Annotated in this window: 18 protein-coding genes; 13 read left to right on the top strand and 5 right to left on the bottom strand. The window is 50.8% G+C overall.

Annotated features, from left to right (window positions below; genetic code table 11):
- The first annotated feature begins 97 nt into the window (after window positions 1–97).
- From ABIB60_RS18285 to ABIB60_RS18250, 8 genes are all read left to right on the top strand, one after another.
- Window positions 98–1531 (top strand): DNA cytosine methyltransferase, encoded by a 1434-nt coding sequence (locus tag ABIB60_RS18285; protein WP_354581925.1) that lies wholly within the window; start codon window positions 98–100, stop codon window positions 1529–1531.
- Complete coding sequence (locus ABIB60_RS18280) at window positions 1443–3644, top strand: ATP-binding protein (RefSeq protein WP_354581924.1); 2202 nt, start codon at window positions 1443–1445, stop codon at window positions 3642–3644. The genes ABIB60_RS18285 and ABIB60_RS18280 overlap by 89 nt, the downstream gene beginning before the upstream one ends.
- A 19-nt stretch (window positions 3645–3663) precedes the next feature.
- Window positions 3664–6684 (top strand): Z1 domain-containing protein, encoded by a 3021-nt coding sequence (locus ABIB60_RS18275; protein ID WP_354581923.1) that lies wholly within the window; start codon window positions 3664–3666, stop codon window positions 6682–6684.
- 160 nt (window positions 6685–6844) lie between these two features.
- Window positions 6845–7675 (top strand): PD-(D/E)XK motif protein, encoded by an 831-nt coding sequence (locus ABIB60_RS18270; RefSeq protein WP_354581922.1) that lies wholly within the window; start codon window positions 6845–6847, stop codon window positions 7673–7675.
- An 8-nt stretch (window positions 7676–7683) separates the two neighbouring features.
- A complete protein-coding gene (locus ABIB60_RS18265; RefSeq protein ID WP_354581921.1) occupies window positions 7684–9558 on the top strand; it encodes an AIPR family protein in 1875 nt (624 codons plus the stop codon).
- A gap of 1294 nt (window positions 9559–10852) precedes the next feature.
- Window positions 10853–11911, top strand: coding sequence for a DUF262 domain-containing protein (locus ABIB60_RS18260; protein ID WP_354581920.1), 1059 nt, complete (start codon window positions 10853–10855; stop codon window positions 11909–11911).
- Window positions 11908–13038 carry an AAA family ATPase gene (locus ABIB60_RS18255; RefSeq protein WP_354581919.1) on the top strand — a complete coding sequence of 377 codons (1131 nt, stop codon included), beginning with the start codon at window positions 11908–11910 and terminating at the stop codon, window positions 13036–13038. The genes ABIB60_RS18260 and ABIB60_RS18255 overlap by 4 nt, the downstream gene beginning before the upstream one ends.
- Before the next feature lie 4 nt (window positions 13039–13042).
- Window positions 13043–13909, top strand: a complete 867-nt coding sequence (locus ABIB60_RS18250; protein WP_354581918.1) for a hypothetical protein — start codon at window positions 13043–13045, stop codon at window positions 13907–13909.
- 178 nt (window positions 13910–14087) lie between these two features.
- Here ABIB60_RS18250 and ABIB60_RS18245 read toward each other — a convergent pair whose 3' ends face one another.
- Both ABIB60_RS18245 and ABIB60_RS18240 read right to left on the bottom strand, forming a co-directional pair.
- Window positions 14088–15068 (bottom strand): tyrosine-type recombinase/integrase, encoded by a 981-nt coding sequence (locus tag ABIB60_RS18245; protein WP_354581917.1) that lies wholly within the window; start codon window positions 15066–15068, stop codon window positions 14088–14090.
- Window positions 15069–15409: 341 nt separating this feature from the next.
- Window positions 15410–16669: a Fic family protein gene (locus ABIB60_RS18240; protein ID WP_354581916.1), complete on the bottom strand. Its 1260-nt coding sequence runs from the start codon at window positions 16667–16669 to the stop codon at window positions 15410–15412.
- A 476-nt stretch (window positions 16670–17145) separates the two neighbouring features.
- On the opposite strand from ABIB60_RS18240, the gene ABIB60_RS18235 reads away from it, so the two are divergent.
- The 3 genes from ABIB60_RS18235 to ABIB60_RS18225 all read left to right on the top strand — a co-directional run bounded on the left by ABIB60_RS18235 (window position 17146) and on the right by ABIB60_RS18225 (window position 19950).
- Window positions 17146–17913: a hypothetical protein gene (locus tag ABIB60_RS18235; RefSeq protein WP_354581915.1), complete on the top strand. Its 768-nt coding sequence runs from the start codon at window positions 17146–17148 to the stop codon at window positions 17911–17913.
- Window positions 17914–18300: 387 nt separating this feature from the next.
- Window positions 18301–19116, top strand: a complete 816-nt coding sequence (locus ABIB60_RS18230) for an oxidoreductase (protein WP_354581914.1) — start codon at window positions 18301–18303, stop codon at window positions 19114–19116.
- A gap of 6 nt (window positions 19117–19122) precedes the next feature.
- Window positions 19123–19950: a helix-turn-helix domain-containing protein gene (locus ABIB60_RS18225; protein WP_354581913.1), complete on the top strand. Its 828-nt coding sequence runs from the start codon at window positions 19123–19125 to the stop codon at window positions 19948–19950.
- 343 nt (window positions 19951–20293) lie between these two features.
- Here the strand turns inward: ABIB60_RS18225 and ABIB60_RS18220 are convergent, their stop codons facing one another.
- Entirely contained in the window at window positions 20294–20674 is a 381-nt protein-coding gene (locus ABIB60_RS18220) for a hypothetical protein (RefSeq protein WP_354581912.1), read from the bottom strand.
- 219 nt (window positions 20675–20893) lie between these two features.
- A complete protein-coding gene (locus ABIB60_RS18215) occupies window positions 20894–21214 on the bottom strand; it encodes a thioredoxin (protein ID WP_354581911.1) in 321 nt (106 codons plus the stop codon).
- A 185-nt stretch (window positions 21215–21399) separates the two neighbouring features.
- On the opposite strand from ABIB60_RS18215, the gene ABIB60_RS18210 reads away from it, so the two are divergent.
- Both ABIB60_RS18210 and ABIB60_RS18205 read left to right on the top strand, forming a co-directional pair.
- Window positions 21400–23013, top strand: a complete 1614-nt coding sequence (locus ABIB60_RS18210; protein ID WP_354581910.1) for a sensor histidine kinase — start codon at window positions 21400–21402, stop codon at window positions 23011–23013.
- On the top strand, window positions 22991–24046 hold the full coding sequence (locus ABIB60_RS18205; RefSeq protein ID WP_354581909.1) for a response regulator: 1056 nt from the start codon (window positions 22991–22993) through the stop codon (window positions 24044–24046). The genes ABIB60_RS18210 and ABIB60_RS18205 overlap by 23 nt, the downstream gene beginning before the upstream one ends.
- A gap of 159 nt (window positions 24047–24205) precedes the next feature.
- Here the strand turns inward: ABIB60_RS18205 and ABIB60_RS18200 are convergent, their stop codons facing one another.
- Window positions 24206–24700, bottom strand: a complete 495-nt coding sequence (locus tag ABIB60_RS18200) for a hypothetical protein (RefSeq protein WP_354581908.1) — start codon at window positions 24698–24700, stop codon at window positions 24206–24208.
- Window positions 24701–24783: the final 83 nt, after the last annotated feature.

Genomic DNA, 24783 nt, shown 5'->3' with positions numbered 1-24783 from the left:
AGCTGCAGTCTGCATTTACTCCGATTTACCGCTCCATAGTTTACTGTTGGCGTTTGTTGAGAAGTTAAATCGATTTCGGGAAGGGGCTCCCCTTCGTGTGCTTGACCTGTTTTCGGGATGTGGGGGTATATCCCTGGGTTTTCACCGGGCTGGATTCACTATTGCCGGCGCAGTGGAGATGGACCCACATGCGGCACTTACTCATGCCCGCAATTTTCATAATGAGTCTCCTGAAGAAATGGAGGTTCATGGCCGCTCCCGTGATATTACCAAGGTTGATCCAGACCACTTATTGGATGAGTTAGGAATTGAAGGTCCTATTGACGAAGCTATTGATATCATAGTAGGTGGTCCTCCGTGTCAGGCTTACACCCGGATAGGGCGGGCAAAACTCAGGGCGCTTGCTGAGCACCCGGAAGCGTACCTGCAGGATACGCGTGGTAACCTATATCTACGTTACCTGGAGTACGTTGCCCTATTTAAGCCACTTGCGCTGGTCATGGAGAATGTGCCGGATGCGTTGAATTATGGTGGGATTAATGTAGCTGAAGCGACCTGTGAGGAACTGGAGAGTTTTGGCTATACGTGCCAGTACACGTTGTTGAACTCAGCATTTTATGGAGTCCCGCAGATGCGTGAGCGGATGGTCTTGATTGCCTACCGGACAGAGCTTGGAGTAGGGGTGACATTTCCCGAAGCTACTCACTCTATTCAACTTCCACGTGGTTATTTAAGTGCACGTAACGCCGCTCTTAAGCACGTTAGGGTAGACCTGTTCTCACGCCACTATGTGGAAGTGGGACGTTATAATCCAGCGTTGCCCCCAGCTGTTACTGCACAGGATGCTCTCCGTGATTTGCCGACTATTACTGAGCATCTGAGTGGCAAAATGAAGCGTGGAACTAAGACCCTAGAAGCCATTTGTCCTTATAGACCAGAGGTTGAGCCGGGAGCTTACGGAGCTATAATGCGGGAATGGGTTGGATTTGAGAGTACAGATGGTGTTAATGCCCATGTAATTCGCCGTCTGCCACGTGACTACAAGATATTTCAGCGTATGGCTGCGGGCGACCAGTATCCTCAGGCGTATATGTACGCCAATCAGATGTTCCAGGAGGAGCTTAGAAGACGTTACAAGCGGCCGCTTTCTGTAGATAGTGCACGCTACAAGAAGCTGCACAAGGAATATGTGCCACCCTACGATCCGGATAAGTTTCCCAATAAGTGGAGAAAGATGGAGCCGGACCAACCTGCCCGTACGCTGATGGCACACTTGGGTAAGGACAGTTACTCTCATATCCACTATGACAGCACACAGGCGCGTACCATATCGGTACGTGAGGCTGCCCGTCTACAATCATTCCCGGACGGATTCGTCTTCTGTGGTACAATGAATCCGGCGTTTAAACAGATCGGCAACGCCGTCCCTCCTCTACTTTCTTATGCAGTTGCCAGTGCTATATCCACTACTCTCGCCGGAGCTCGCGCCGCCGTCACGCAAGATTGCGCTAAAGTGCCTCAAGCACTCTGATCTGACGATATTCAAACGTTACTTCGACACTACCCCCCGCTCCAGCAAGCAGAAGGCCATTAATCTGGATGCAGCAGTACTGGTTCACCTGTTCTTCCCTGCATTACGTGGGGCCGATGCTTCCATACCGGTGCAGCTGAATGTACAGGGGCCTGGCGTAACGTCTGTTCACCAAGTGCTGCGTTATATCAGGAAGCAGTCGAAGAACTGGAGGCTTGAAGGTACTTTGATTGACGATCCTCAGAGTGGAGATTCTTCGCGCTATGGTCTGCTAAAACCTGACGATTTAGCTCTGATAGAGTTTGTTGACGGCCCGGATGGTATGCCTGTTCGTGTCGATCTCATACTTCTGAGTGCGACACATGACGATGATAAAGCGGTACATGCTGCATTGCGCGAACTTCTGATAAGCGGGGGTGTACGTGGAAGTATGGTGGGTGTAAGTCCAGAGACTTTAACTAAAAAGCTGGAGGGTACTCTTCCGGAAATCCATCCGGTTTGCTTGTTTTTATCGGGTAGCATTCCGGATGTGAATGATGAAAAACCCACAGAGGAGAAGCGCCAGCCGACCATCGGGCATTCCCTTGACGTAATGCAGCCTCACACACCGCCCTTTGTCGGGCATGTGAAGTCAGGAACATTTGCCGGCGTGGCTTATGAAGAAGTACGACCAGAAGCAGCAGCATTCGTTGAAACACTTCGTGCTATCGGATACTCGCCGGAAACAGCCGTTGCCGACCTGATTGATAACAGCATCACTGCCGGAGCATCGACAATTTCGGTTGACTTTCAGTGGGCAGGAGCTGATTCAGTTGTTCTGATTTCAGATGACGGACACGGGATGACGGAGCGCGGCTTGGTCAATGCCATGCGGCCTGGTTCCAAGAACCCGCTTCAGGAACGCAGCAGCAATGACCTGGGACGTTTTGGGCTAGGGCTTAAAACAGCGTCTTTTTCGCAGTGTCGTCGGTTAACAGTACTGTCCAAATCTGCTGAGGACGACAAGGTTAATTACAGATGCTGGGATCTGAACCACATTGCGGCAACTGACGACTGGCATCTGCTTACATGGGTATCAGATGATACGCTCGTCGCCCGGCTTGAAAGTCAGCTGCGTGGAACGATTGTCGTGTGGGAACTGGCAGACCGGCTGGCAGGCCGCATGCACTCCGACAAAGGCAAGGACCTGAACAAGTTTAATCAAATCATCGAGCGGGTACAATGGCACCTTGAGATGACTTTCCACCGGTATCTTCAGCAAGGCTTAATTATCAAGATCAATGGTGCCAAGCTTACACCATGGGACCCTTTTCTAGCTGGCCGGAAAGGTACTCAGCGCTTACCTGATGAAGAATTGGACGAGGAAGTGACTGTAACTCCTTACGTACTACCTCATCACAGAATGTTCGAGAATGATGAGGAGTGTGCCAGAGCTGGTCGTGTAAAAGGGTGGAACGGACACCAGGGGTTTTATATCTACCGTAATGACAGGTTGTTGGTGGCCGGTGATTGGTTAGGGATGTTTCCGCGCGACGAACACCACCGCTTAGCCCGTATTGCTATCTCTTTGCCTGCGAGTCTGGATCAGGACTGGCAGATTGATATCCGGAAGGCACGTGCGAGACCGCCGTTCTGGTTGCGCGAGCGGCTGCAGGCTGTTGCAAAAGTAACCCGTACACGGGCAGCTGACGTTTACCGCTCACGTGGACCGCGACTACAAAAACTCACCGGAACAAGCGATGATGTTTCTCCGGTGTGGATGTTGGAGGTCAAAGAAGGGCGTACGCGCTACCGGATAAACAGGGAGCACCTGCTTATTCAGTCTGTGCTGAATGAGCTTAACGGTTCTCCCGAGGCTAAAAAGCTGAAGGACATTCTGCGCTTGGTTGAAGAATCCATCCCGACTTCGCAGATAGCTATGACCGTATCAGAAGCTAATGGTGCGGAAGTGTACCCGTTTGACGATGATGAAGGAGAGGCTTTTGAAATGATGCTGCGAATTTATAAGCGCAAAAGAGCTGCTGGTCATACGCCAAGCGAGGCTCGGCAGTATGTATCTTGTATCGACCCATTCCATCGCAAGCCACACTTGTTGGAGCAACTTGCAGATTAGAACAGTTAACTGACTTTCTATGAATAGTAATGTCTACGAACAGGTTCGTAAAAGCGTCATAGGTGCTCTATCCGGAGAAACAGGACTTAGCGAGGAGTATATTCGTGAAGAAGTAGCATACGCAGCTTCCCGTAAGAATCTTTCGAGTGCAGACCAAGAGCGTATTATCGAGGAGCTTATGGCTAACTCGGTCGTCAGCAATCAGGATTACAAAATCCTTGACGGGGAAGACCAGCAACAGAGAACGTGGTTGTATGGTCGTAAAAACAGTATTGAATGGCGCTTCTGGCGGCGTTACCGGGATTTTCTAGAACAGGTTGTCGAGTTACCAACCGACACCATCAACAAGATGGACAACCTGACTGACGATGTACTTGATCGTCTGACAAACCCTGCTCAGCCGAACAGGTGGGACAGACGCGGTATGGTCGTAGGACATGTTCAATCTGGTAAAACGGGTAACTATACCGGGCTCATCTGTAAAGCTGCTGATGCGGGCTACCGCGTCTTCATTGTGCTGACCGGGCTGCACAGTAGCCTGCGTAGTCAGACCCAGCATCGCCTTGATGAAGGTTTCATCGGGCGTGACACTCAAACTGAGCGTGCGTGGATAAAGGGTAATGAGAGTAGTGTAATAGGCGCAGGGCGCTTCAGTAGTGAGATATCTGCTACTGCCTTTACAAGCAGTGCGGAAGACGGCGACTTCAGTTCGAAATCAGCGCGCAGCCTGGGCGTCAACGTCATAAACCAGGAGCACACCCTTATTGTAGTCAAGAAGAACGTAAAAGTACTCAATGCACTCCTCCGCTGGCTGGGTGCACAAGGTCAGCCGTTAAGCGAAAACAAGAAGATTATTCGACGGCTGCCCCTTTTGCTCATTGACGATGAAGCTGATAACGCTTCTATAAATGTGAGCAAAACCACAGCGTCGGCAATTAACCGTAACATACGTGCACTGCTTTCATTGTTCGAGCAGAAGGCATACGTAGGCTACACCGCCACTCCATATGCCAACGTATATATCCCGGACTTGGCACCTGCTGACTATGAGGGACAACAGCATAAAGTAAACGGCGCAGAGTTTATCGTTGGGCAGGACCTTTTCCCTCGCGACTTCATCGTTAACCTGCCGGCACCCTCGAACTATATAGGTGCAACACGCATATTTGGTCTGGGTGCCCCATTAAATGAGGACCAGACAGATGCCGCAGCAGCTAAGTTGTTACCCATTGTAAGAAGGGTTGACGACTACCGGCTGTACATTCCGGATCGTCACAAGATGCGGGACAAGCCGCCGACTTCGTTGCCACCGAGTCTGGAGCGAGCCATGAAATGCTTCATCCTGACTTGCGCTATAAGGCGAGTGCGTGGTCAGCAGAACCGTCACAGCTCAATGCTGATACATGTAAGCCGGTTTGTGTTGTGGCAGGATGCTATTGCAGAGCTGGTGGATGAAGTTCTGAAGGACATGAAACGCGAGCTGCGTTATAACAACGGCAGCCTTTTGAGCGAGCTGAAAGCGTTGTTCGAAGCAGATTATGAACCCACTACTGAACAGGTGGTGGAGATTTTGCATAACGATCCTCATTGGAGTGACCCTGCTGTTAAGCCGTGTACATGGGAACATGTATTACCAGCGCTTTTACCTGCTGCTGAGAAAATTGTTGTCCGGGTTGCGCACGGCGCGCCAGATAAATCTGGGGGAAACCCACTGCACCGGCCGATCAATTACGTTGATTACGAGAGGGTAGATCCAGCCGGTGGGGCCGAAGCTGGTCTCTCCGTTATTGCAGTTGGAGGCGACAAGTTATCCCGAGGACTTACACTGGAGGGGCTCTCCGTAAGTTACTTCCTCAGAGCTTCGCGGATGTACGATACTCTCATGCAAATGGGGCGCTGGTTTGGTTACCGACCAGGGTATGCCGATCTGTGCAGGTTGTATACCACTACGCAACTTCTCGAATGGTATCAGCACATTGCCCTTGCATCAGAGGAAATGCGCGACCAGTTTGATGAAATGGTGCAGCTCAACAGCACTCCCAGTAAGTACGGCATTAAAATACGTACCCTGCCAGGTATGCTGCAGATTACGGCTACTAACAAGATGCGTGGTGCTGTGAAGATGTACCTGAGCTACTCCGATAAGCTTATGGAAACATACAGCTTCAAGCGAGATGCGGCTATTGTTGCTGCAAACTATCACCTTACACGCGCCCTTATTGCAGCGTTAGGATCGCCTGGGGTTTTGCCAACGCGCACTGAGCGGGAAACAACTCCAAAGCAAGGTCTTTCGTGGCAGACGAATGCGGATGTCGTGATGGATTTCCTGAAGCGTTATAAAACGAGTCAGCCGAATATTGAGCCGAATAAACTGATCGAATATATTCAGGAGAAATCGGCGCATGGAATCATTTCCAAGTGGACCATCGTCCTGATGCAGCCAGAACGTAAGGAGAAATCCGACCTTGCTCCCGCGTTTCCGTTTATCATCGACGGAAAGCGGGTATTGGTGAACAGCACCATCCGGAGACATGAATTTCCAAGAGAGCACAGTAAGAGCGAAGGAGAAAAGAGAAAGAGGGTTGCCCTGCAGCCCCCGACAGAGGGGCCGTACATGGTCAGCCGCTCTCATATTATCGATCCCCGGCACGAGCTGTTAGATCTTACAGACGGTCAGGTCAAAGCGGCCTGTGATGCTCACCGGGCTGCAAAAGAGAAAGAGCAACAAGATAAGCGTATTCATGCACTACAGGTAGGTTTACCTGAACCTGACTTACCTGAAGTCAAAGTCGATGTTCCCGCAGGACGATTTATACGTACTGCGCGGCCGCAGACACAGGGGTTATTATTGCTTTACCCGCTAAGTCCTGTTGCTGCAGGTATGGGCACGGAATACCCGGTTATGGGCTACGCGCTCAGCTTTCCTAAAATCCTTGATGATGAGGGCATAGAGTACGCCGTCAACGAAGTATTCCAGCAGGAGTTCGAAACGGATTATGATGAGGTTGACCCAGACGAAGAAGCACTAGCAAATGGGTAGACTGGAGACTATTTGGCGTCAGCTTGAGGCGGACTCGTGCACCGACACGTTGTCGTACCAGAGTGCGGGAAGCCCCGGAGCTCAATTGCTGGCAGGAGTACGTCGTTTATCCACTGGAGGAAAACCGCAAAGAGCTTTATTATTACGGTTACCAGTGCATTTGGCGCGCAAGGTCGGGTCTACCGACCGGAACCAGGGGCTGCGCCTTGATCCGGTGGAAGATCAGAAATCATCGGGTTACGGGTTCGTGGCACTGGTGCTGACAAAAGACGAGCTACGCGATATTTTTACCGTGTTAGCTGCCGACATACTCGAAGTTGTTGGCCCTGTGACTACACCTGCTGACCAGCTCCGGACGTTTCTGAAAAGACTCAGTCGTTGGCAGGATCTGCTTAACTACTACACCCCTGATGGTATGAGTGCCCCTGCTCGTCAGGGACTTTTTGGAGAGCTCTGGGCAATGAGATGGCTGCTGGTTACCGGCAACGTGTCAGCTTCACACGTCCTCAATGCGTGGGTGGGGCCAGAGCGTGCGCCTCAGGATTTCCAGTTTGAGACTACTGCTTTAGAGGTCAAAACAACTTCGGGCAGCAGTAGCACACTTTGCATAGGTGGACTCTGGCAGCTTGAGTCAGCATCTGCAACAGACTTTTTTCTGCTGCATATTCCTATGGCTAACAGCGTATCCGGAGAAAGTCTGCCGGCACTTGTCACTGATTTGTTGCAAAGGTTTGCTGCAGATCCAGTCTTGAACAGGCGTTTTGAAGCATGTCTGCTGACGGCCGGATATCTGCATAGTCAGGCGGCTATGTACATAGACGAAAAGTGGATGGTGAAGCCCGCACGTCTTATGACCGTTTCAGAAGATTTCCCACGTTTGCGCATGCATGAGTTGCCGGCAGCTATCACAGCAGCCACCTATGAACTCAACGCGGCAGCACTCGACCCCTGGCTTTGCCATGAAAGTGTCCTTTTTACTTTACTGAATTAACGCGTGTTATGAGCGACATATCCGCTTACCTGGATCAACTGAATCAAGAAGTACTCAACCGTGCAAGCGTAGAAGAAGGAGGGGCATTATTGGAAGAGGTAGCTACCCGCTACATGTTGGATACGCTGCAGGACACCGGCTACATCAGCGACGCGTTGCTGTGTCATGATGCACGTGAGGATAAGTCTGGGCGGCGCATTATACACCGGATCAGTGCTTACGCCATTAACGGTGACGGCAGCTCCCTGGACCTTTTCATTACCAGCTTTTATCGTCCGGGCGGGCCTGAGGAAGGAGTGCGTACCTTCGGAAAAGCAGACCTGGAGAAGTCAATCTCGCAAGCGACACGATTTCTGGAAACGGCGGTCAAGGGTTATGTTGACCAAGTTGAGGATACTGCACCTGTATACGCTCTGGCTTACCACCTCGCAAAATTTGGAGGTGAACTAGTTAGAGTACGCATATTTATACTTACCAACGGCCGGGCCAGTTCACCTGAAGGGGCTGCGGAGAAGAAGAAGGTTGGTAGTGTATTAGTGAGCTATGAGTTGTGGGATATTGAAAGGTTTCAACGGCTCAGTGCGGGAACTGCCGACAAGGGACCAATAGTAATCGACTTCGATATCGAGCATTCTCACCCTATCCGTTGTCTGCCCATGCCGGTAGCCACCGAGGATTATCAGACGTGGCTGGCAATTCTGCCTGGTACAGTACTGGCTGAGCTGTATGAGCGTCACGGTCAGCGTCTGTTAGAGCGTAACGTCCGGGCATTCCTGCAGTTTAGTACGAAGGTGAACAGGGGAATCCAGGAAACGATCATGAAGACTCCCGAACGTTTCCTGGCTTATAACAACGGCTTGGCGGCTACTGCTACGAAAGTAGAACTGACCGAAGATGGGTCAGCAATCCGGCGGATACATGATCTGCAGATTGTGAACGGAGGACAGACTACGGCATCGATATACCAACTTCACTACCAGAAGAAGGGTACTGCTCCACTAGACCAAGTATTCGTGCAAATGAAGCTGACTGTGCTTAGCGAAGCACATGATACTGACCGTTTTGCGTCGCTCATTGCACAGTATGCGAATACCCAGAACCAGATCAAACAGGCGGACCTGTCGGCTAACGAGCCGTTTAACGTAGCTCTCCAGAAGATTTCCCGTAGTACATGGGCACCTGCTCTCACCGGAACAGGTAAACAGCAACGGTGGTTCTTCGAACGTGCGCGTGGTCAATATCGTGTGGAGCGTGCACGGACGATGACCAAAGCGAACATGAAGAAGTTTGATTCGGAGAATCCGCGTCGTCAGGTGCTCACCAAGGAGACAGTCGCCAAGTACAGGTTGGCTTGGGAGCATGCCCCACACATAGTCGCGATGGGGGGAGAGAAAGCTTATGCAGCATTCCGAGGGAGAACAGAAGACGGACAACTGCCGAATAATGCTTGGTTTGAAGACCTAGTATCGTTGGCGCTCCTCTGGCGCGAGGCAGATGCTGCCTACACTGCTGCCAAACGCGTCGGCACGAAGTTTCTTGCCGTTCCATATACTCTGGCGTGGTTAAGTTATATCACCGGAGAAGTAGACGGAGAGGGCAATGTGGCAACACGCCTCGATCTGCCCGGCATATGGCGTCGCCAAAGCCTGACTGCTGCTCAGGCAAAGTTGATTCGTGCTGCAGTACCTCTAATCGACGAGTTTATACTAAGCGCTGCTGTAGGCCGACTACCAAGCGAATGGGCTAAAAAAGCTGATTCGTGGAACGATGTAGTGAGCCAGGGTAGATTCGGGCTAGATATAATGCTTGCGGATGTCATGGCTGAACTACTCCCTGTAGGGGCAGTTGAGAGTCGGTATGCTCTCGCCGCGCTGCAAGCATGATATTTCAGAGACATTTTTAATCATGGCGGCGATGATTTCATGGTGTTTTTATGTAATATCAAATGTTCCATCCTGGAGTAGGGAAAGTAGGTAGTGACAGGCCGTCGAAGGGGCGATGGTCGAATAAATGCCAGACAAAGTATCCTGCACTAGCAGTACGTGTAGTAAGAGCTGGCCTTATTAAGTAGCTCCCATACTTTCTGCTGGGTGTATCGCGTAGTGGGGATCTGTGTTAAAGCAATGTCTTTGCACTGGTCCACGGCGATGTAGCCCTTTCAAACAGTTTATAGCAGCCAAATTCGCACAGGGGGACTAATATGTGCAGTTCTTTTTACTTATTGGCAGAATAGGCCGCACTCCGTTTGATATGGGCCGCCGTTAGAAAGGAATCAGGATACTCCTGGGTGCAAATTCCGCAGCTGATTGTAGTGCGGCGCCTAAGCAGATTACGTTTTATAAATACTTACTCGAGCCGGCGCTTGGTTTGCACAGCGGCATCCGTTTCATTGAGTGCCGAAATCTTGCCTTGCAACTGGTCATACGTTGCTTGGTCGACGGATTCAATACAGGTATCACTCCGCAGGCAAAGGTGATGTTGTAAGTTGCTGAGTGCTTACCGAACAGAATAAAGAATCGCCAACGGAACTCCAGTAACGGGTCGTTGACCTGATAATTCACAAGAGAAAGGTATTCTATTCAGCCTTGGCATATTTGGCTGAACATACACCTCATTTACTGATGCTGGGCTGAACAGCGAAACGAGCCCGAGGGATTTTTGAAGCGCTTTCGGGTGTGCTGCACAAAGAAAGGCCTCAAATCGAGGCTGGGGGCGTTAGTCGCACGGGCTAGGTTTGTTACCCTTGTGGCTGAATCAAAAAAAGTATATATATATCATTGGGCGGCACCAGGGTGTTGTAACTAAGCTTCCGTGGTGCACAGGATGGATCCGATTATTAACCCACTAAGTTTAAGTTGCTCATAGAAGACATTGCTCAACTAGAGGAGGTGCGGCAGGAGCAAGCACCTGCGTCATGTGGGTTAGTTTTAGTCCAGTGATGCCATAATGCTGCCGGGCATGTGGGATCGTGTGATCGTGCCAAATGGCTTTACATGACGTTAATGATGCTCGAAGTGAGTACTGTTCACAAGACAGGACAAACAAAACCCACCATATTATGCATCCAAACCTTTACCTTCAACCCTGAATACCTTGTTTTGGAGACCGGTATACTTGATTCTGCGTATTGAGTAAGCAGAGTAGCCAAACGCTTTAAAAGTCCAAAACATTAAATAAATGACTGACGAACAAGGTTTTGACAATAGGCTCAACCCGAACGAAATTGACATATCTGTACAACAGTTAAGTTTGTACTATTTATTAGAGCGCCTTAAAAATAATGAGATTGATTTATTCGCTGACTATCAGAGAAGTTGGAACGTTTGGGACCGAATTAAGCAAAGCAGGCTTATAGAATCAATTTTAATTAGAATTCCAATTCCCGCATTCTATTTCGACTCAAGCCAAGGAAGTAAATGGCAAGTTGTTGATGGACTCCAAAGGGTGAGTACTTTTTATAATTACATAATTGGGCAAAACTTTAAATTAACAGGTTTAGAATTCTTAACTGAGTTCGAAGGATATTATTATAGAGATTTGCCAAAAAATCTTCAAAGAAGAATTGAAGAATTTACATTGACTATATATATGATAAATCGCGGAACACCAGCCGACGTTAAGTATGCAATATTCAGCAGAATCAATACAGGTGGAGTAAATTTAAATAGCCAAGAATTGAGGTTTGCGTTAAACCAAGGCGAATCTACTAACTTATTGCAAGAATTATCAAGCCATACATTGTTTCGCAATGCAACATATAATAGTATAAATGGAAAGAGAATGGATGATTATGAATTAATAAATAGATTTATAGCTTTTTATTTAAATTATGACAAATATTCTGGCAATTTGGACACATTTATGAATGATGCATTAAACATCATTAATAAACAACATTATAATACAGATTATATAAAAGATGCATTTTTAAAATCAATGCATTATTCCATTGAGATATTTGGAGATAATAGGTTTAAAATACCATTACAGAAATATTCAAAAAATACTAGAGTGAATAAAGCGCTTTTCGACACAATTAGCGTCAATTTAGCATGGTTATCTAAAGATGAACTAGAAAATCTTGTTAAAAAAAGAGTGGCTGTCACTGAGAATCTATTAGAGCTCTTTAATGACTTTAACTTTTTGAATTCAATTAGATCATCTACAAATACAAAAAGCAAAGTCCAGTGTCGCTTTGAAATGGTTAGACACATCTTAAACTTCAACTCAAAATGATACAGAATCTTCATCTAGAAAATTTCAAAGTACATAAGTCTGCTGATTTTAATCTTAAAGGTTTAACCATTCTGACCGGTATGAATGGTATGGGAAAATCATCAGTAATACAAGCTTTGTTATTACTAAGGCAATCTTTCTTAATTCAAAAGAAATTTAATGGGATTATTTTAAATGGAGATTTAGTTAAAATAGGCAATTATCAAGATGCATTTTGCGAGTCTGGAGAAGGTGATGAAATATTATTTTCTTTAAATATGGACAATGGTACCATGTATGATTTATCTTTTGAAAGAAACGTTGACAAGAATTTTCTTCCATTAAAAAATAGTGTCAGGGAGGACGATCTTTTTGAGATAAATCTTTTTAAAAACAATTTCCAATATATAGCAGCTGAGCATTCTGCTGCACAGGAGTCCAATGATAGAAATACATTTTATGTAGAGCAACTTAATCAAATTTCTGAGAAGCATGGAGATGGAAAATACACAGTACATTTTCTTTCACATAACTCTAATAAGCATATAATTTCTAAAAAACTAGCACATCCTAATGAACAGGATATGAGTTTAGGTGCACAAACAGAAGCATGGTTGCAAGAAATATCGCCAAGTGTAAAGTTAAATATAAAAGAAGAATTATCTCTTAACACATTCACTCTCCGCTATCAATTTAAGACTAGTCTTGGACTTACTAAAGAATATAAGCCAGAGAATGTTGGATTTGGAGTTTCGTATGTATTACCCGTACTAGTTGCCATACTGTCCGCTGAGCCTGGGGCACTTTTATTAATAGAGAACCCTGAAGCTCACCTTCATCCAGCAGGGCAAGCAACTATGGGCAAATTACTTTGCTTAGCTGCACAATGCGGTGTTCAATTAGTGGTTGAAACACATAGCGACCATATTGTAAACGCAATTCTTGTTTTATTAAGAAAAGATATAAAACAAAAGGAGACCGAGATAGATTTAGAAAAAATACATGTGTATTTTATTGAAAGGAATAAGGAATCTCATATCTCGGATATATATCCAATCCAAATTCGCCCAGATGCCCGTATTACTAATGCACCAAATATGTTTTTTGATCAGTTCTCCAAGGACATGAAGTTAATTATGGGGTTTTAGTCGTATGAATATTTTTATTAATGAGGCAATTCATTTAGATGGATCTGAGTGGATAGCAGATGAAAAAACATTGCTAAATAGTAATATTATTGGTTTGCTCAAGGCAATAAAAGCTTTAGAATATATTCCTGACTCAATAATTCATTATTCAGGCGAAGGCATTAGAGAATTATTTGAACATTTGACATTACTTGACTCACTTAACGATTATGCTATGAGCAACCCAATATTTTGGATAAGGCAATTACTCTATGATTTAGGCGGAAACAATTGGAATGACAAATCTTTGCAACCTAGTCAAATAAGCTATTATCTCCAAATTAATAGAGGATCTAATACACCTATTAATATTAACAATTCAACTGTAGCGGAAATTGCAGAATATATTTATTTAAATAAAAAAGCTGCATTAGTCAATTTATTGTCTTCAGAATATAATACAGAAGTTCCAATTCATGTAAATAGGAGCAGGGATATAACAATGCCAGAAATGTCAATGATTAAAATTCACTGTTTTGCAGACTCAAAAGGACTAGTTAACCATATTAACCTAAATAGAATTCCAAGAATCTTTAACCTCAGTCCAAAGCATGGTCAGAATGGCAAAGGCGCTATATCTAATAACAAGGGAGTTGTCTCAGTTCTTGAATGCAGTAAAGAGGAAGCTCAGTCATTGCTATCATTTGCAATAGGCAGGAGGGATAAAAATGAATTGTATTCTTTTGATTCAGAACACGATAAGTTTATTGTGTTTAAGTTCGAAGGCAATAATCCACAGAACCAGCACCATGGCTATCATCCTGCCGATCAAAGTATAATACCTATTGAGATACGAGAATACTGGATTGAAGAATATAAATTCATTATATAATAAATAGTAATGAGTATTACGTAATAATATTTTGATAATAAAATACAATGATTATTATTCGACATTTATAGTTAGTATTTTTAATTTTTTGATAAAAAATGATAGATGATATTTAATCTGTTTAAATTTGTTACAGATTAACTTTGATCAATAGACACAGCCGCTGGAACTAGTTAATTTACAATCCCAGAAATTGAGCAGCATTAAACCTTTTAACATCATCCAAGCGAGCGTAGCGCTCAATCATAGCATCGGTTTTTTGTTTTGTTTGATTCTTAATAGCCTTGTTTGACTGTCCAGCCTCAACTGCGATTGTCACAAAGGATGCGCGTAAAGAGTGAGCCGAATAAATTGCGCCAAGATGCCGCTGTACTAAATCATTTACGCTTTGATCAGTTAACCGATGCTTGCTGGGCTGAGCGGGACTGTCTTTCGCACCCCGATTCATCCTCGTAAATAATGGGCCACTATTCCGGCCCATACATTCAATCCATTCTTGCACTGCGCGAACCGGACAAAAATCTACGCTAGGCGAGTAAAACACAGCTTTATCTTCCTCCAAACCATACTGGTTGGTTTTACTCTGCCGCAAATGAATTACGAGTGCTTGCCGCGTGAGCTCAATATCTTCCACGTTGAGGGCCACGAGTTCTGACCGGCGAAATGCACCAGCAAAACCAAGCAGCAGCACAGCTCGATCTCGAAGCCCGGTCGGCGTGGTCAGATCCATTGCCCGAATAGCCTGTTTCAACTCCGCCACCGTAAAAGCCGGGGCCTGACGCTGTCGTTTGCCAATTACTCGCGCTATTCCATCCAGCACCACGTTCAAGGCCTCGTGGTTCGTTGGCGATTGCTGGCCCGCGAGTTGGTGCAACTTGCTAATCGCCGCAACATGCCGACGAATGGTCGCTAACTTCAACCCACGATCTGCCAGCTCCGACACGTACGCCGCAACGGTCGTTACATCAGCCGGCAAGTGCACCAAATTATGGTGCTCACAAAAATCCTGAAAGCTCCGCAGGTCGGCCGCGTACCCACGTTTGGTATTCTCCGCGCCGTGGAGGCCTGCCTCGACGTACTTAGCCACCGACGGCGGCAGTTCCACCAAGGCGTGATTCCGGGTGGTTACGAACACCGCGAGCTGAGCCGACTTTTCCATGTGCCTATATAAACAAGAAGTAGGGACCAGATTTTACCCGGAAAATAGCGAAAATAACTTAGTACCGATAAGTAAGTATTATCGGTACTAAGGTGGCTTTGCACTTCAACTTGGGTTCATGCATAGGTTAGCGTAACGCTACATTGACCTACTTAAGAATACTTGCTTCAAAGCCGAAGTTGTTCGGTCAGTTAGTAAATCTTCCGGGAGTAGCGAGCAACCAAACTGCTGGAGATAAACTCGGTGACGTAAAAGTGGTTAGAGCGACGAGCAGGAGAAATGCTCAAAGTCTTAAAGAATAGGAGGTGTAAGTAGTGCTATCCGACTTGTCTTATCTGCACCTAGCGTGTTTCTGTTGTCCGCATTCCGACTCTTACAATGTCCGCCTCTTTGCTCGCAGGATAAAGCCCTGGAAACAACATAGGAGCATATTGAATCGAATAGGCTGCCCTATATGGATCCCTGTTGTTCGCTTCGTTTGTAGCCAGTAATCCCACTTTTATCAAGTTCCTCGCTATTGCTTTAGCTGTTTTATCCGACAAGCCTGTAAGGCGTATTACTTCTTCACGGGCAATACTGCCTTTCAGGAATACTGCCTCTAAAATGTAGTAGCTCTCAGGCCGCCATTTTTCCTTGATTCTCATCAACTCAACCAAGGACTTTAACCTGCCAAGCATGTCATCAATGGCTAACACTCTTGTCATGTATTCAATCTGATCTAGTGCCACTCTTAAAAAGAATTCGCAAAACATGATCAGATTGCTTTCAGACAGATTGCCCCTGCCATCGCCGTCTCCTTGGCGCTGAGCGTCAGCCAGTGTTAGTTTTTCCTTGTATTCTCTTTCATGGCGGGCTAATCCTCGTGACATAGACCACAAGCCGTTAGCATCTAACTCTTCGGCAATAAATGCGGCATCACTGAATAACCGCATCACTCTTCCGTTACCATCCAGGAAAGGATGTACCCAAGCTAAGCGGTGATGTGCGGCCCCTATTTGAACAATGCGGGCAAAACGATCATGCTCATAGCTCGGCTTATAGATGGATTCCATGAGGGTAGTGAATCCTTCTATCGCCTCAAATGCGGGCGCTATATGGGCTCCTACTCTCACATTGGTGGTCCTTATCTCTCCTGGTAGTACTTCCAAGAGTTTCCCCTCGTAAGACTCTACAAACCTAAAATCCTCTGGCAAGTGCTGATAAAAGGCGAAGTGCAAGCTTTTCCAAAAAGCCGCTGTATATGGATTATTACTATGCTCAGCTAGTAACTGCCGCAACTCCTGGTGGACCGCAATGTGGGCAATAGCCTCTACCTGCAGAGCATGGTTTTTGGTACCTGTTTGATACTCATTATGAAGAGCCTGAGCAATTGCCAATGGGTGAGTATCGTGCCCCTCTATTAGATTAGAATAGTAGCTGTTAGCTGGACGCAAAAAATTAGCAATTGCAGCCGCTGTCACTCCATGCAAAGACTTCGCTAAGCCAGCTGCGCCCTTCATTACTTCAATGGCCAAATCGTTGAGCTTTTTTGGCAGAGGAAGTGAGGGTTTTAGTGGCGAAATAGCAGCAGGATTTGTGTACAATTTCGTCTCGTCTATCATTGGCCAAAAATACAACACAAATTCCGGCTTCTATTCCGGCTTATAAATAGATGTATAACAGTATATTGTGCTGAAATTAACAAATGAATTTCCGGCTTCTATTCCGGCCCGGTCTATTTGTGAAACCATATAAGTAAAAGTCATAAACGGAACCTGGGCGGTTATTTCATAGCACGTAACACCTTCGTCCGTACCCTACCGAGTCAATACACCCTCCTAAGAGTCGCAATGGTGTGCTCTAATTCTAAATGGCGCTGTGGTCCTCATGGGCGGGTAGATTCAACCACCAGCACCTACTGCAACACTTTACGGCACCCAGCTACCGGGGAGTTACCGGCGGCGGACGTGGTACTTTCGGCCGTGAAAGGCAAGCGTCCTTCCCCGGTCAGGTAAGACAGCGCACGGGGCAGACCCTACTGTGGTTAACCTGGATACCCGCATTACTTTTACCCACTTACTACAGATTAGCTCAGACCATGAGAAACCGCCTAGTCCTCTGGCTGCTCCTGCCTTTCGGGTTGCTCGCGTGCGGGCAGGCCGCTACCTCAACGCCCGAGATGGTGCCAACGGATCTATCTACTCCCGGGTCAACTGGGCCGGCTGCCCGGCCACCACGAGTGGCGCTGGCGAAGACCCCGAATACGGACACCCGGTACGAGTACCCTGATTCAAGCGGAAATCAGGTGGTCATTGAAAACAGCCTGCCCAAGGGCGGGCTGAGATACACCGCTCCCAATGGCCGCAACTACATCTACGCAGTGTTCTGGACCCGAATAGTCAATACTACCGCAACGCCTTTTCACCTGTCGGTTGCCATCTCGGCGGACTCGTTTCGCCTAGCTGCTACGTCCCCTTTTCGTGCGGGGCGGCTCGTCCCGGTACCGGTGCAACAGGCGCCAGGTTTACCCGACAACTACCTCCGCTTGGTTTTCCCCTCCGAGGACATGACCCTGGACAAGGTGCCCTTGTTCAACTACGGGCTAGGAGATATGCGGGCGGTAATGAGCCACCCCTTGCCTTCCTCGGCCAGGCAGGTAACAACCGTTCCGCCGAAAGCCACCCGTTTTCTCTACGTAGTCGTCCTGTGTAACCGAGGAGTGCAGGGACCCATCCGCGCGGGGTTTCGCCTGCAGGGCGACAAGCTATACTACCGCGTCAACGGAACCGAGATTCCCTGCGGGTACGCTACGCTGAAAAACGTCACTCAACCGCCAGAACCAGATTCCGCTGCTGTATCGGGTTGAAACCGATGGGCCGAGCTCGGCAAAGACGCGGTTGACCCTCTCGTTTAGCTGAAAATCAAGCTGCAGTAAAAGGGAATATAGGGTAGCGGGCAGATAGTGGAGGGTAGTGCGGGTTCGCTGCCTGCACGGCTTGCTGTCCAAGGTGACCATCCGCCCCGTTAAGAAGTTCTGGCGGGAAGAGTACTTGCCAGGTATAATGCCAGCTAGGCCTTAGGCCAGCGGCGCAACGCGACGAGCCCCCGCAGTGCCAGCAGCTAGTTCAAATCTTTCCAGTGACGCGGGGGGGGACCTTTTCAGCACACGAACTTGGACGTTTCACCAAAACGCCCCCCTGGGCCTGACGCTACCTTTGTCCTATAGATGTTCCACAGGATAACTGGTAAACACATGAAAAAGGTAGCGTTAGTTACGGGTGCTTCCGCGGGAATTGGTAAGGCAACGGCCGTGTATCTGGCCCAGCACGGTTACACGGTGTACGGGGGAGCGCGCAGAACCGAAAACATGCTGGAGTTGAAGCGCTTCGGCATTACCCCGCTTGCGCTCGATGTCACCAACGAGGACAGTGTGGTGGCGTGCGTGAATCACATCTTTCAGGCAGAAGGAAGCATTGATATCCTAGTCAACAATGCCGGCTTCGGGTTGGAAGGGGCCATTGAGGATCTACCCCTGCAGGATGCCCGCTATCAATTGGAAGTGAACGTCTTCGGCGCCATGCGGTTGGCCCAGCTGGTGCTGCCGAAGATGCGCGAAAACCGCTACGGCAAAATTGTCAACATCTCGTCGGTCGGGGGCAAGATTGCCTTCCCCCTGGGGGGATGGTACCACGCCAGCAAGTTTGCCTTGGAAGCGTTGAGCGACAGCCTACGCAATGAAGTAAGGGAATTCGGCATTGACGTAATTGTGGTCGAGCCCGGGGCCACCCGATCGGAATGGGGAACGGTGGCAACGGATATTCTCCTGAAAGTATCGGGCCACACGGCCTACCAAGACCTGGCAGCTAAAACCCATACCCTGTTTACCCGCCTCTCGCAGAATGTGGCGGAGCCCGTCGTTATAGCTGAACTGGTTCGCAGGGGAATAGAAGCGCAACGCCCCAAGGCAAGATACACGACTTCCCAACTGGCTTCTTGGCTTTTGCTGGGATTAAAGAGGCTGTTATCCGATAGGCAGATGGACAAGCTAATTATGAGTCAACTACACTAGTGCGTCATGGACAACGTCTTTCTGCAGCACAATATTCTTTACGCGCGTGGTCACCAGAAAATGCAGCGCAGTGAGCATTACTTCCCGGACCACGCGCTGGGCATCATGTTGTCCGGCGAGTCACACTACTACTCCAACCAGGGTTCTTTCCTCATGCAAGCAGGCAGCATCTGCTTGATGCGACGGAATGAGTTATTCAAAAAACTGAAAAAAGCCGGGCCCGATGGGGAGCCGCCCTCGTTGATCAGCCTGTTCCTGGATCAAAAAACGCTGCGCCAGTACGCGAGCGAAAACAGTATTCCTACGCAGCAGGCCTACAAAGGTCAGGCGATGCTTGATCTAAGCGGTAATGCGTTCTTAAAAGGGTTTTTCGATTCCCTCCTGCCCTATATCGATCATCCGAACAACTTGAGTGCCAACCTGGCGGCGCTTAAAAATAGGGAGGCAATTGAGCTATTACTGCAGACCAGTGAAGTGTTCCGGTCCTTTTTGTTTGATTTTCAGGAGCCCCACAAGATCGACCTGGAAACGTACATGAAGCATAATTTCGCCTATAACCTTCCCTTGCCGGCGTTTGCTAAACTGGCGGGACGCAGCTTGTCCACTTTCAAGCGGGACTTCAAAAAAATATTTGCAACGACGCCCGAAAAGTGGCTGCAGCACAAGCGCCTGGAACAAGCGCACTATCTGTTGTCGGAACGAGAAATGCGGCCCTCCGAGGTGTATCTAGAGGTTGGTTTTGAAAACCTGTCGCACTTTTCCTTTGCCTTCAAGCAAGCCTATGGTCTCACGCCAACTGAGTGGGGGCAGCAACGCAAAACAACCAAGTGCTAACGAGCTAGAAGACTTAGCTGCTCATCTGCAACTGCCCGGCTTGCGAATTCCGCGGGCAGGCGTTTAACTCAATGTGCAAGAGTTTACCCCGCGTCACGAGCCTCTTACTGCTGGGCCTGCTTTTTCCGGTGCGGGAGGGCGCACGGGCGATTCAAGCGGAAGCCAACAATGTAGTAGGGCCCGGTTTTCGGTAACCGTCAGCTCTTATCCAGCTCTAGGTGTCGCCTTATAGGTTAGAGTTCCGCTACGGAGCATCGTGCTATCGTGCTAAGACTCTAGCTTAGCCTAGGCGGAAGCCGACCGTTGCCGGGACAGTAGGCGGCTTCCACAGTAGGCAAAGAGGTTAATTAAGCTGCGCAGCGTGGGTACGGAGTACTTCGCGGGCAATAGCCAGGTTGGTGTCACGGGCATTCACGACCAGGTAGATAAACTTGGTGCCCGTCTCCGTCAGCTTTAGCAGGTGCAACTGGTTGGAGAGGGTCACGAGCACGTCGTCAATGGCTTCGCCCTGCAGCTTCAGGGCCGCCATGGCTTTCTGCTTCTGCTTGATGACTTCCGTGTTGTAGGCGGCGGCCGTGTCGGGGTTGATGGCGGGCGAATTGGAGTGCGAAGCCAGGCTCATGCCCGAGTTGAGATCCACAACAGCAATAGCCAGTAAGCCCGGCAGGTCCGTCAGGACAGCATCTACTACTTTACCGGCAGAATTGGTAACTGAATACGCCATATCAGCAAAAACAAGAAAAAGGGAAGGAAGAATAGATTCGGTCCGCAGGGACAAGAGCAATGTCCTAGTGCGCCGGAGCCGTTGTTGATGCTGCAAAGCTCCCCGTTGCGGCGGCGGCGCAACATGACAAGGATCATCTTGCGCATCTGTAAGCAGTTACAGCACACTGAAACAAGCAGCATTGCTTTGTCAGCCAGTGGGTTAGATTTTATAAAAAATTCAGGAAAGCGTGTCCGGAACCAGCTTGCTCAGCAGCAGGGATGCCAAGTGCTCGCCTACGGGTAGGCCGTGCTGCCGCCACAGCTCGATGCCCTGCCGCACCAGCACACAGGCCGGTAGCTCGGCGGCCTGGAAGCTGCGCACCACTACCGGGTGGCTGGCCTCGTCAATTTTCAGCACCCGGATAGCCGGTTGGAGCTGCTGCTGCAGCGCATTCAGCCACGCCAGCGTGGGTAGGGCGGCGGCACCCGCCTCCAGGGGCAGCAACACCAGCAGCACGGCCGTAGTAGCAGGAGCAAGGGTGGGGGAAGAAACCGGCATCGACAGCAATAGGGCTAGTAAGGCCGTAAAAGTAGCGGCCCCCCGGGCGCTCCTGCATGACGCAGATCAGCAGGCCGGCTGATTTTGATCAGGAGGCCGGCGAGCGGTATCACCCGGTGCTCTGCCTACCTTGCAGGCTGAACCCGGGGGGTGCCGTACTGCTTTTCACCCTCTACCCACTCAAAATGGTGTCCCCGCCCTATCCTACTCTGCTTGCTGACCTTTTGTATACCCACGCCCAGGAGTTTGTGGGCCTTTACGACCTGACGCTGGACTGGTTTACCCAAGTGAATGCGGCGGGGTGGCAATTGCTGGGCTACCCTTCGGAGCAGGCCTTGCTTACGGATGCGGCCCGCCAACTGAGCCCGGCGGCGGGGCCCTGGCCCACCCTCTGCGAGCAGGCCCGCCGCCAGGGCCGCTGCGCAGCGGAAATAGAAGTCCGCCGCTATAACGCCGGGCCGCTGTGGCTGCAGGCGGAGCTAGCGTATTGCCAGCTGGCGGACCGGCCCTTTCTGTTGGTGCGCCTGCTGGAGCAAAGTCGCCTGCAGCAGGCCGAGCGGGAACTGGCCCACAGCGTGCGCCGCTTCGAGGCCGTGTTTGCCAGCGCCACCATTGGCATCATCGTCTGCGACCGGGAGGGCACCATTGTATCGGCCAACCAGTTTGCCCAGCAGTTGTTCGGCTACGCGCCCGGTACCCTACCAGGCCAGCGCATTGAGGTGCTGGTACCTACCACCGTCAACCACCGCCACGAGCACCTGCGCGCCTCCTTCAACGCCCACCCGCAAGTACGCAGCATGGGCCACAACCGCGACCTGCTGGCCCGGCGTCAGGACGGCTCGGTATTTCCGGTGGAAGTTAGCCTGAGCTATTTTCACCTCGATGAGGCGCTCTACGTGGTGTCCTACATCCTCGACATCACCTTTAAAAAGGAAGCGGAGCAGGAGCTCATTGCCCAGCGCCAGCGGGTGGAGCGCCTCAACGCCGAACTGGAGCAGAAAGTGGCCGACCGTACCCACGCCCTGCTCAGCACCTTGGAGCAGCTGGAGCAGCGCAGCCAGGAGCTGACCCAGGCGCTGCGGGCCGAGCAGGAGTTGGGCGAGCTGAAGTCGCGCTTCGTGAGCATGGCCTCCCACGAGTTCCGCACCCCGCTCACGGCCGTACTCACCTCCACGGCTCTGATTGAGAAGTACCCCGGCGCCGACCAGCAGGACAAGCGCCTCAAGCACCTGCAGCGCATTAGGGCCTCCGTCAACCACCTCAACGATATTCTGGAGGAGTTCCTCTCCGTAGGGCGCATTGAGGAAGGCCGCATTGAGGCCCGCCCCGTCGCCCTGGACCTACCGGCCCTGGTGCGCGAAACCGTGGCCGACGTGCAGGGCCTGCGCAAAGCCGGCCAAGCCATTGTCCTGGACCTGACCTGCCCCGCCCCCGTGCACCTGGACCCCTCGCTGCTGCGCAAGATTCTGGTGAACCTGCTCTCCAACGCCCTCAAATACTCCGGCGAAAACTCGGAGGTAGCGGTGCAGGCCCAGTGCCGGCCCGGGCAGGTAATCATTCGGGTGCGGGACCAGGGCGTGGGCATTTCTCCCGAGGACCAGCAGCATTTGTTTGAGCGGTTTTTCCGCGCCCGCAGCGTCACCAACATTCCCGGTACCGGCCTGGGGCTCTACATCATTGCCCGCTATCTGGAGCTGATGGGCGGCACCATTGCCCTGCAGAGCCAGCCGGGGGTAGGCACCACCGTTACCGTCACCATTCCTACCCTTCTTCCCGATGAAAACCATTCTGCTGATTGAAGACAGCGAGTTTATCCGCGAAAACACGGCCGAGATTCTGGAGCTGGCCGGCTACGCGGTGCTCACGGCCGAAAACGGCAAGCTCGGTGTCGAGCAAGCCCTGGCCCGCCGCCCCGATCTGGTGGTGTGCGACATTATGATGCCGGTGCTGGATGGCTACGGGGTGCTACAGATATTCAACCAGCACCCCCAACTCTCGGGTGTACCCTTCATCTTCCTGACGGCCAAAACCGAGCGCACCGACCAGCGCCGGGGCATGGAGCTGGGCGCCGACGACTACCTGACCAAGCCTTTCGACGAGACGGAGCTGCTCAGTGCCATCCGTGGCCGCCTGGGCCGCTTCCGCCACCTGCAGCCCAGCTACGATTTGCAGCAGCCCGGCGCCCTAACCGAGTTTCTGGAGGATGCCGCCGCCGTGGGCCAGCTCCACGACCTGGTGGCCGACCGCCGGCCCCACTTGCTGCGCAAAAAGCAGGAAGTATACGAGGAAGGCGACGAGCCCACGCGCCTGTACTTTGTGCAGAGCGGGCGGGTGAAAACCGTGCGCCGCACGCCGGCGGGCAAGGAGCTGATTACGGGCGTCTACGGCCCCGGCGAGTTTTTCGGCTACCTGCCTCTGCTCCAGCACACCCCCCACGACGACTCGGCGGTGGTGCTGGACGAGGCCACCCTGCTCTACATCCCGCGCGAGGACTTCGCCCAGCTGCTGCACCGCAACCCCGCCGTGGGCCAGCAGTTTATCCGGCTGCTGGCGGGACGCGTGAGCGAGCGGGAGCAGCAGCTGGTGAGCATGGCCTATAACTCCCTGCGCCGCCGGGTAGCCGATACGCTGCTGCGCATGCACGAGCAGGCCGGCGCCGCCCCCGAAACCCTCATCCAACTCTCCCGTGACGACATGGCCGCCGTGGTGGGCACCGCGCCCGAGTCGCTGATCCGGACCCTGAGCGAGTTCCGGCAGGACGGCCTGGTGGAGCTGACCAGCAAGGGCATCCGGGTGCTGCAGCCCCAGAAGCTGCGCCGCCCCAACTGGTAGCCCTACCCCACTCCGACGCCGCAGGCCGTCCGACCGGTTGCCACCCGCGCCGCCAGAACGACAGCCGCCTACCCCTTTTTCCGCCCAAGCTCTTCCGGCGGAAGTCAGCACGAAGCCAAGCGGTCGGCCACTGCGCCTCGGACCGCTTGGCTTCGTGCCTCAGGCGGTGTGCTGGGTGGCCCGGTGGTTGAGCACCTGCCCGCGCGCTACCCGCAACGACCAGGCGTGCACCCCCGCCCCGGTGAGCAGCAATAGCAGCAGCTTCAGCACTTCCAGCCCGATGTACACCAGGTGCAGGGAGCTGGGCGGGGCCGGGTGGCCGGCCAGCAGCGCCAGGGCCCGCACATCCAGAGCCGGCAGCAGCCAGAGCGTTTGCAGGGCCAGAATGGTTACCACTACTCCTAGCGCTCCACCTAGGCGCACGGGCACCCGCAGGTACAAACTACTGGCCACGGCTATAGCGGCTAACATCAGCTCTACCTTGTTTAAGGCGGCAAATACGATGCGGCCAATGCCCAACCCCAGCGGAATGGTGATGCGGGGTGCGGTGAACTTGAGCGGGGCTTCCAGAAAAGAAATACCGGCCACCATACCGGCCCAGACCAGCAGGGCCAGTACCAGCAACAAGGAAGCCGTAGTGCGGGAGCGAGACATAGATACGCAGTAACGACAGCTCTGGTAATCAGAACACGGCCCCAAAGATGCGGGTTTGAGCGGCGGCCGGGGGTAGAGAAAGG

This window comes from Hymenobacter sp. UYP22 (genome assembly GCF_040547285.1).
GTDB lineage: Bacteria > Bacteroidota > Bacteroidia > Cytophagales > Hymenobacteraceae > Hymenobacter.
The sequence above is the reverse complement of the archived record's forward strand: the minus strand, read 5'-3'. Positions and strand labels throughout refer to the sequence as shown.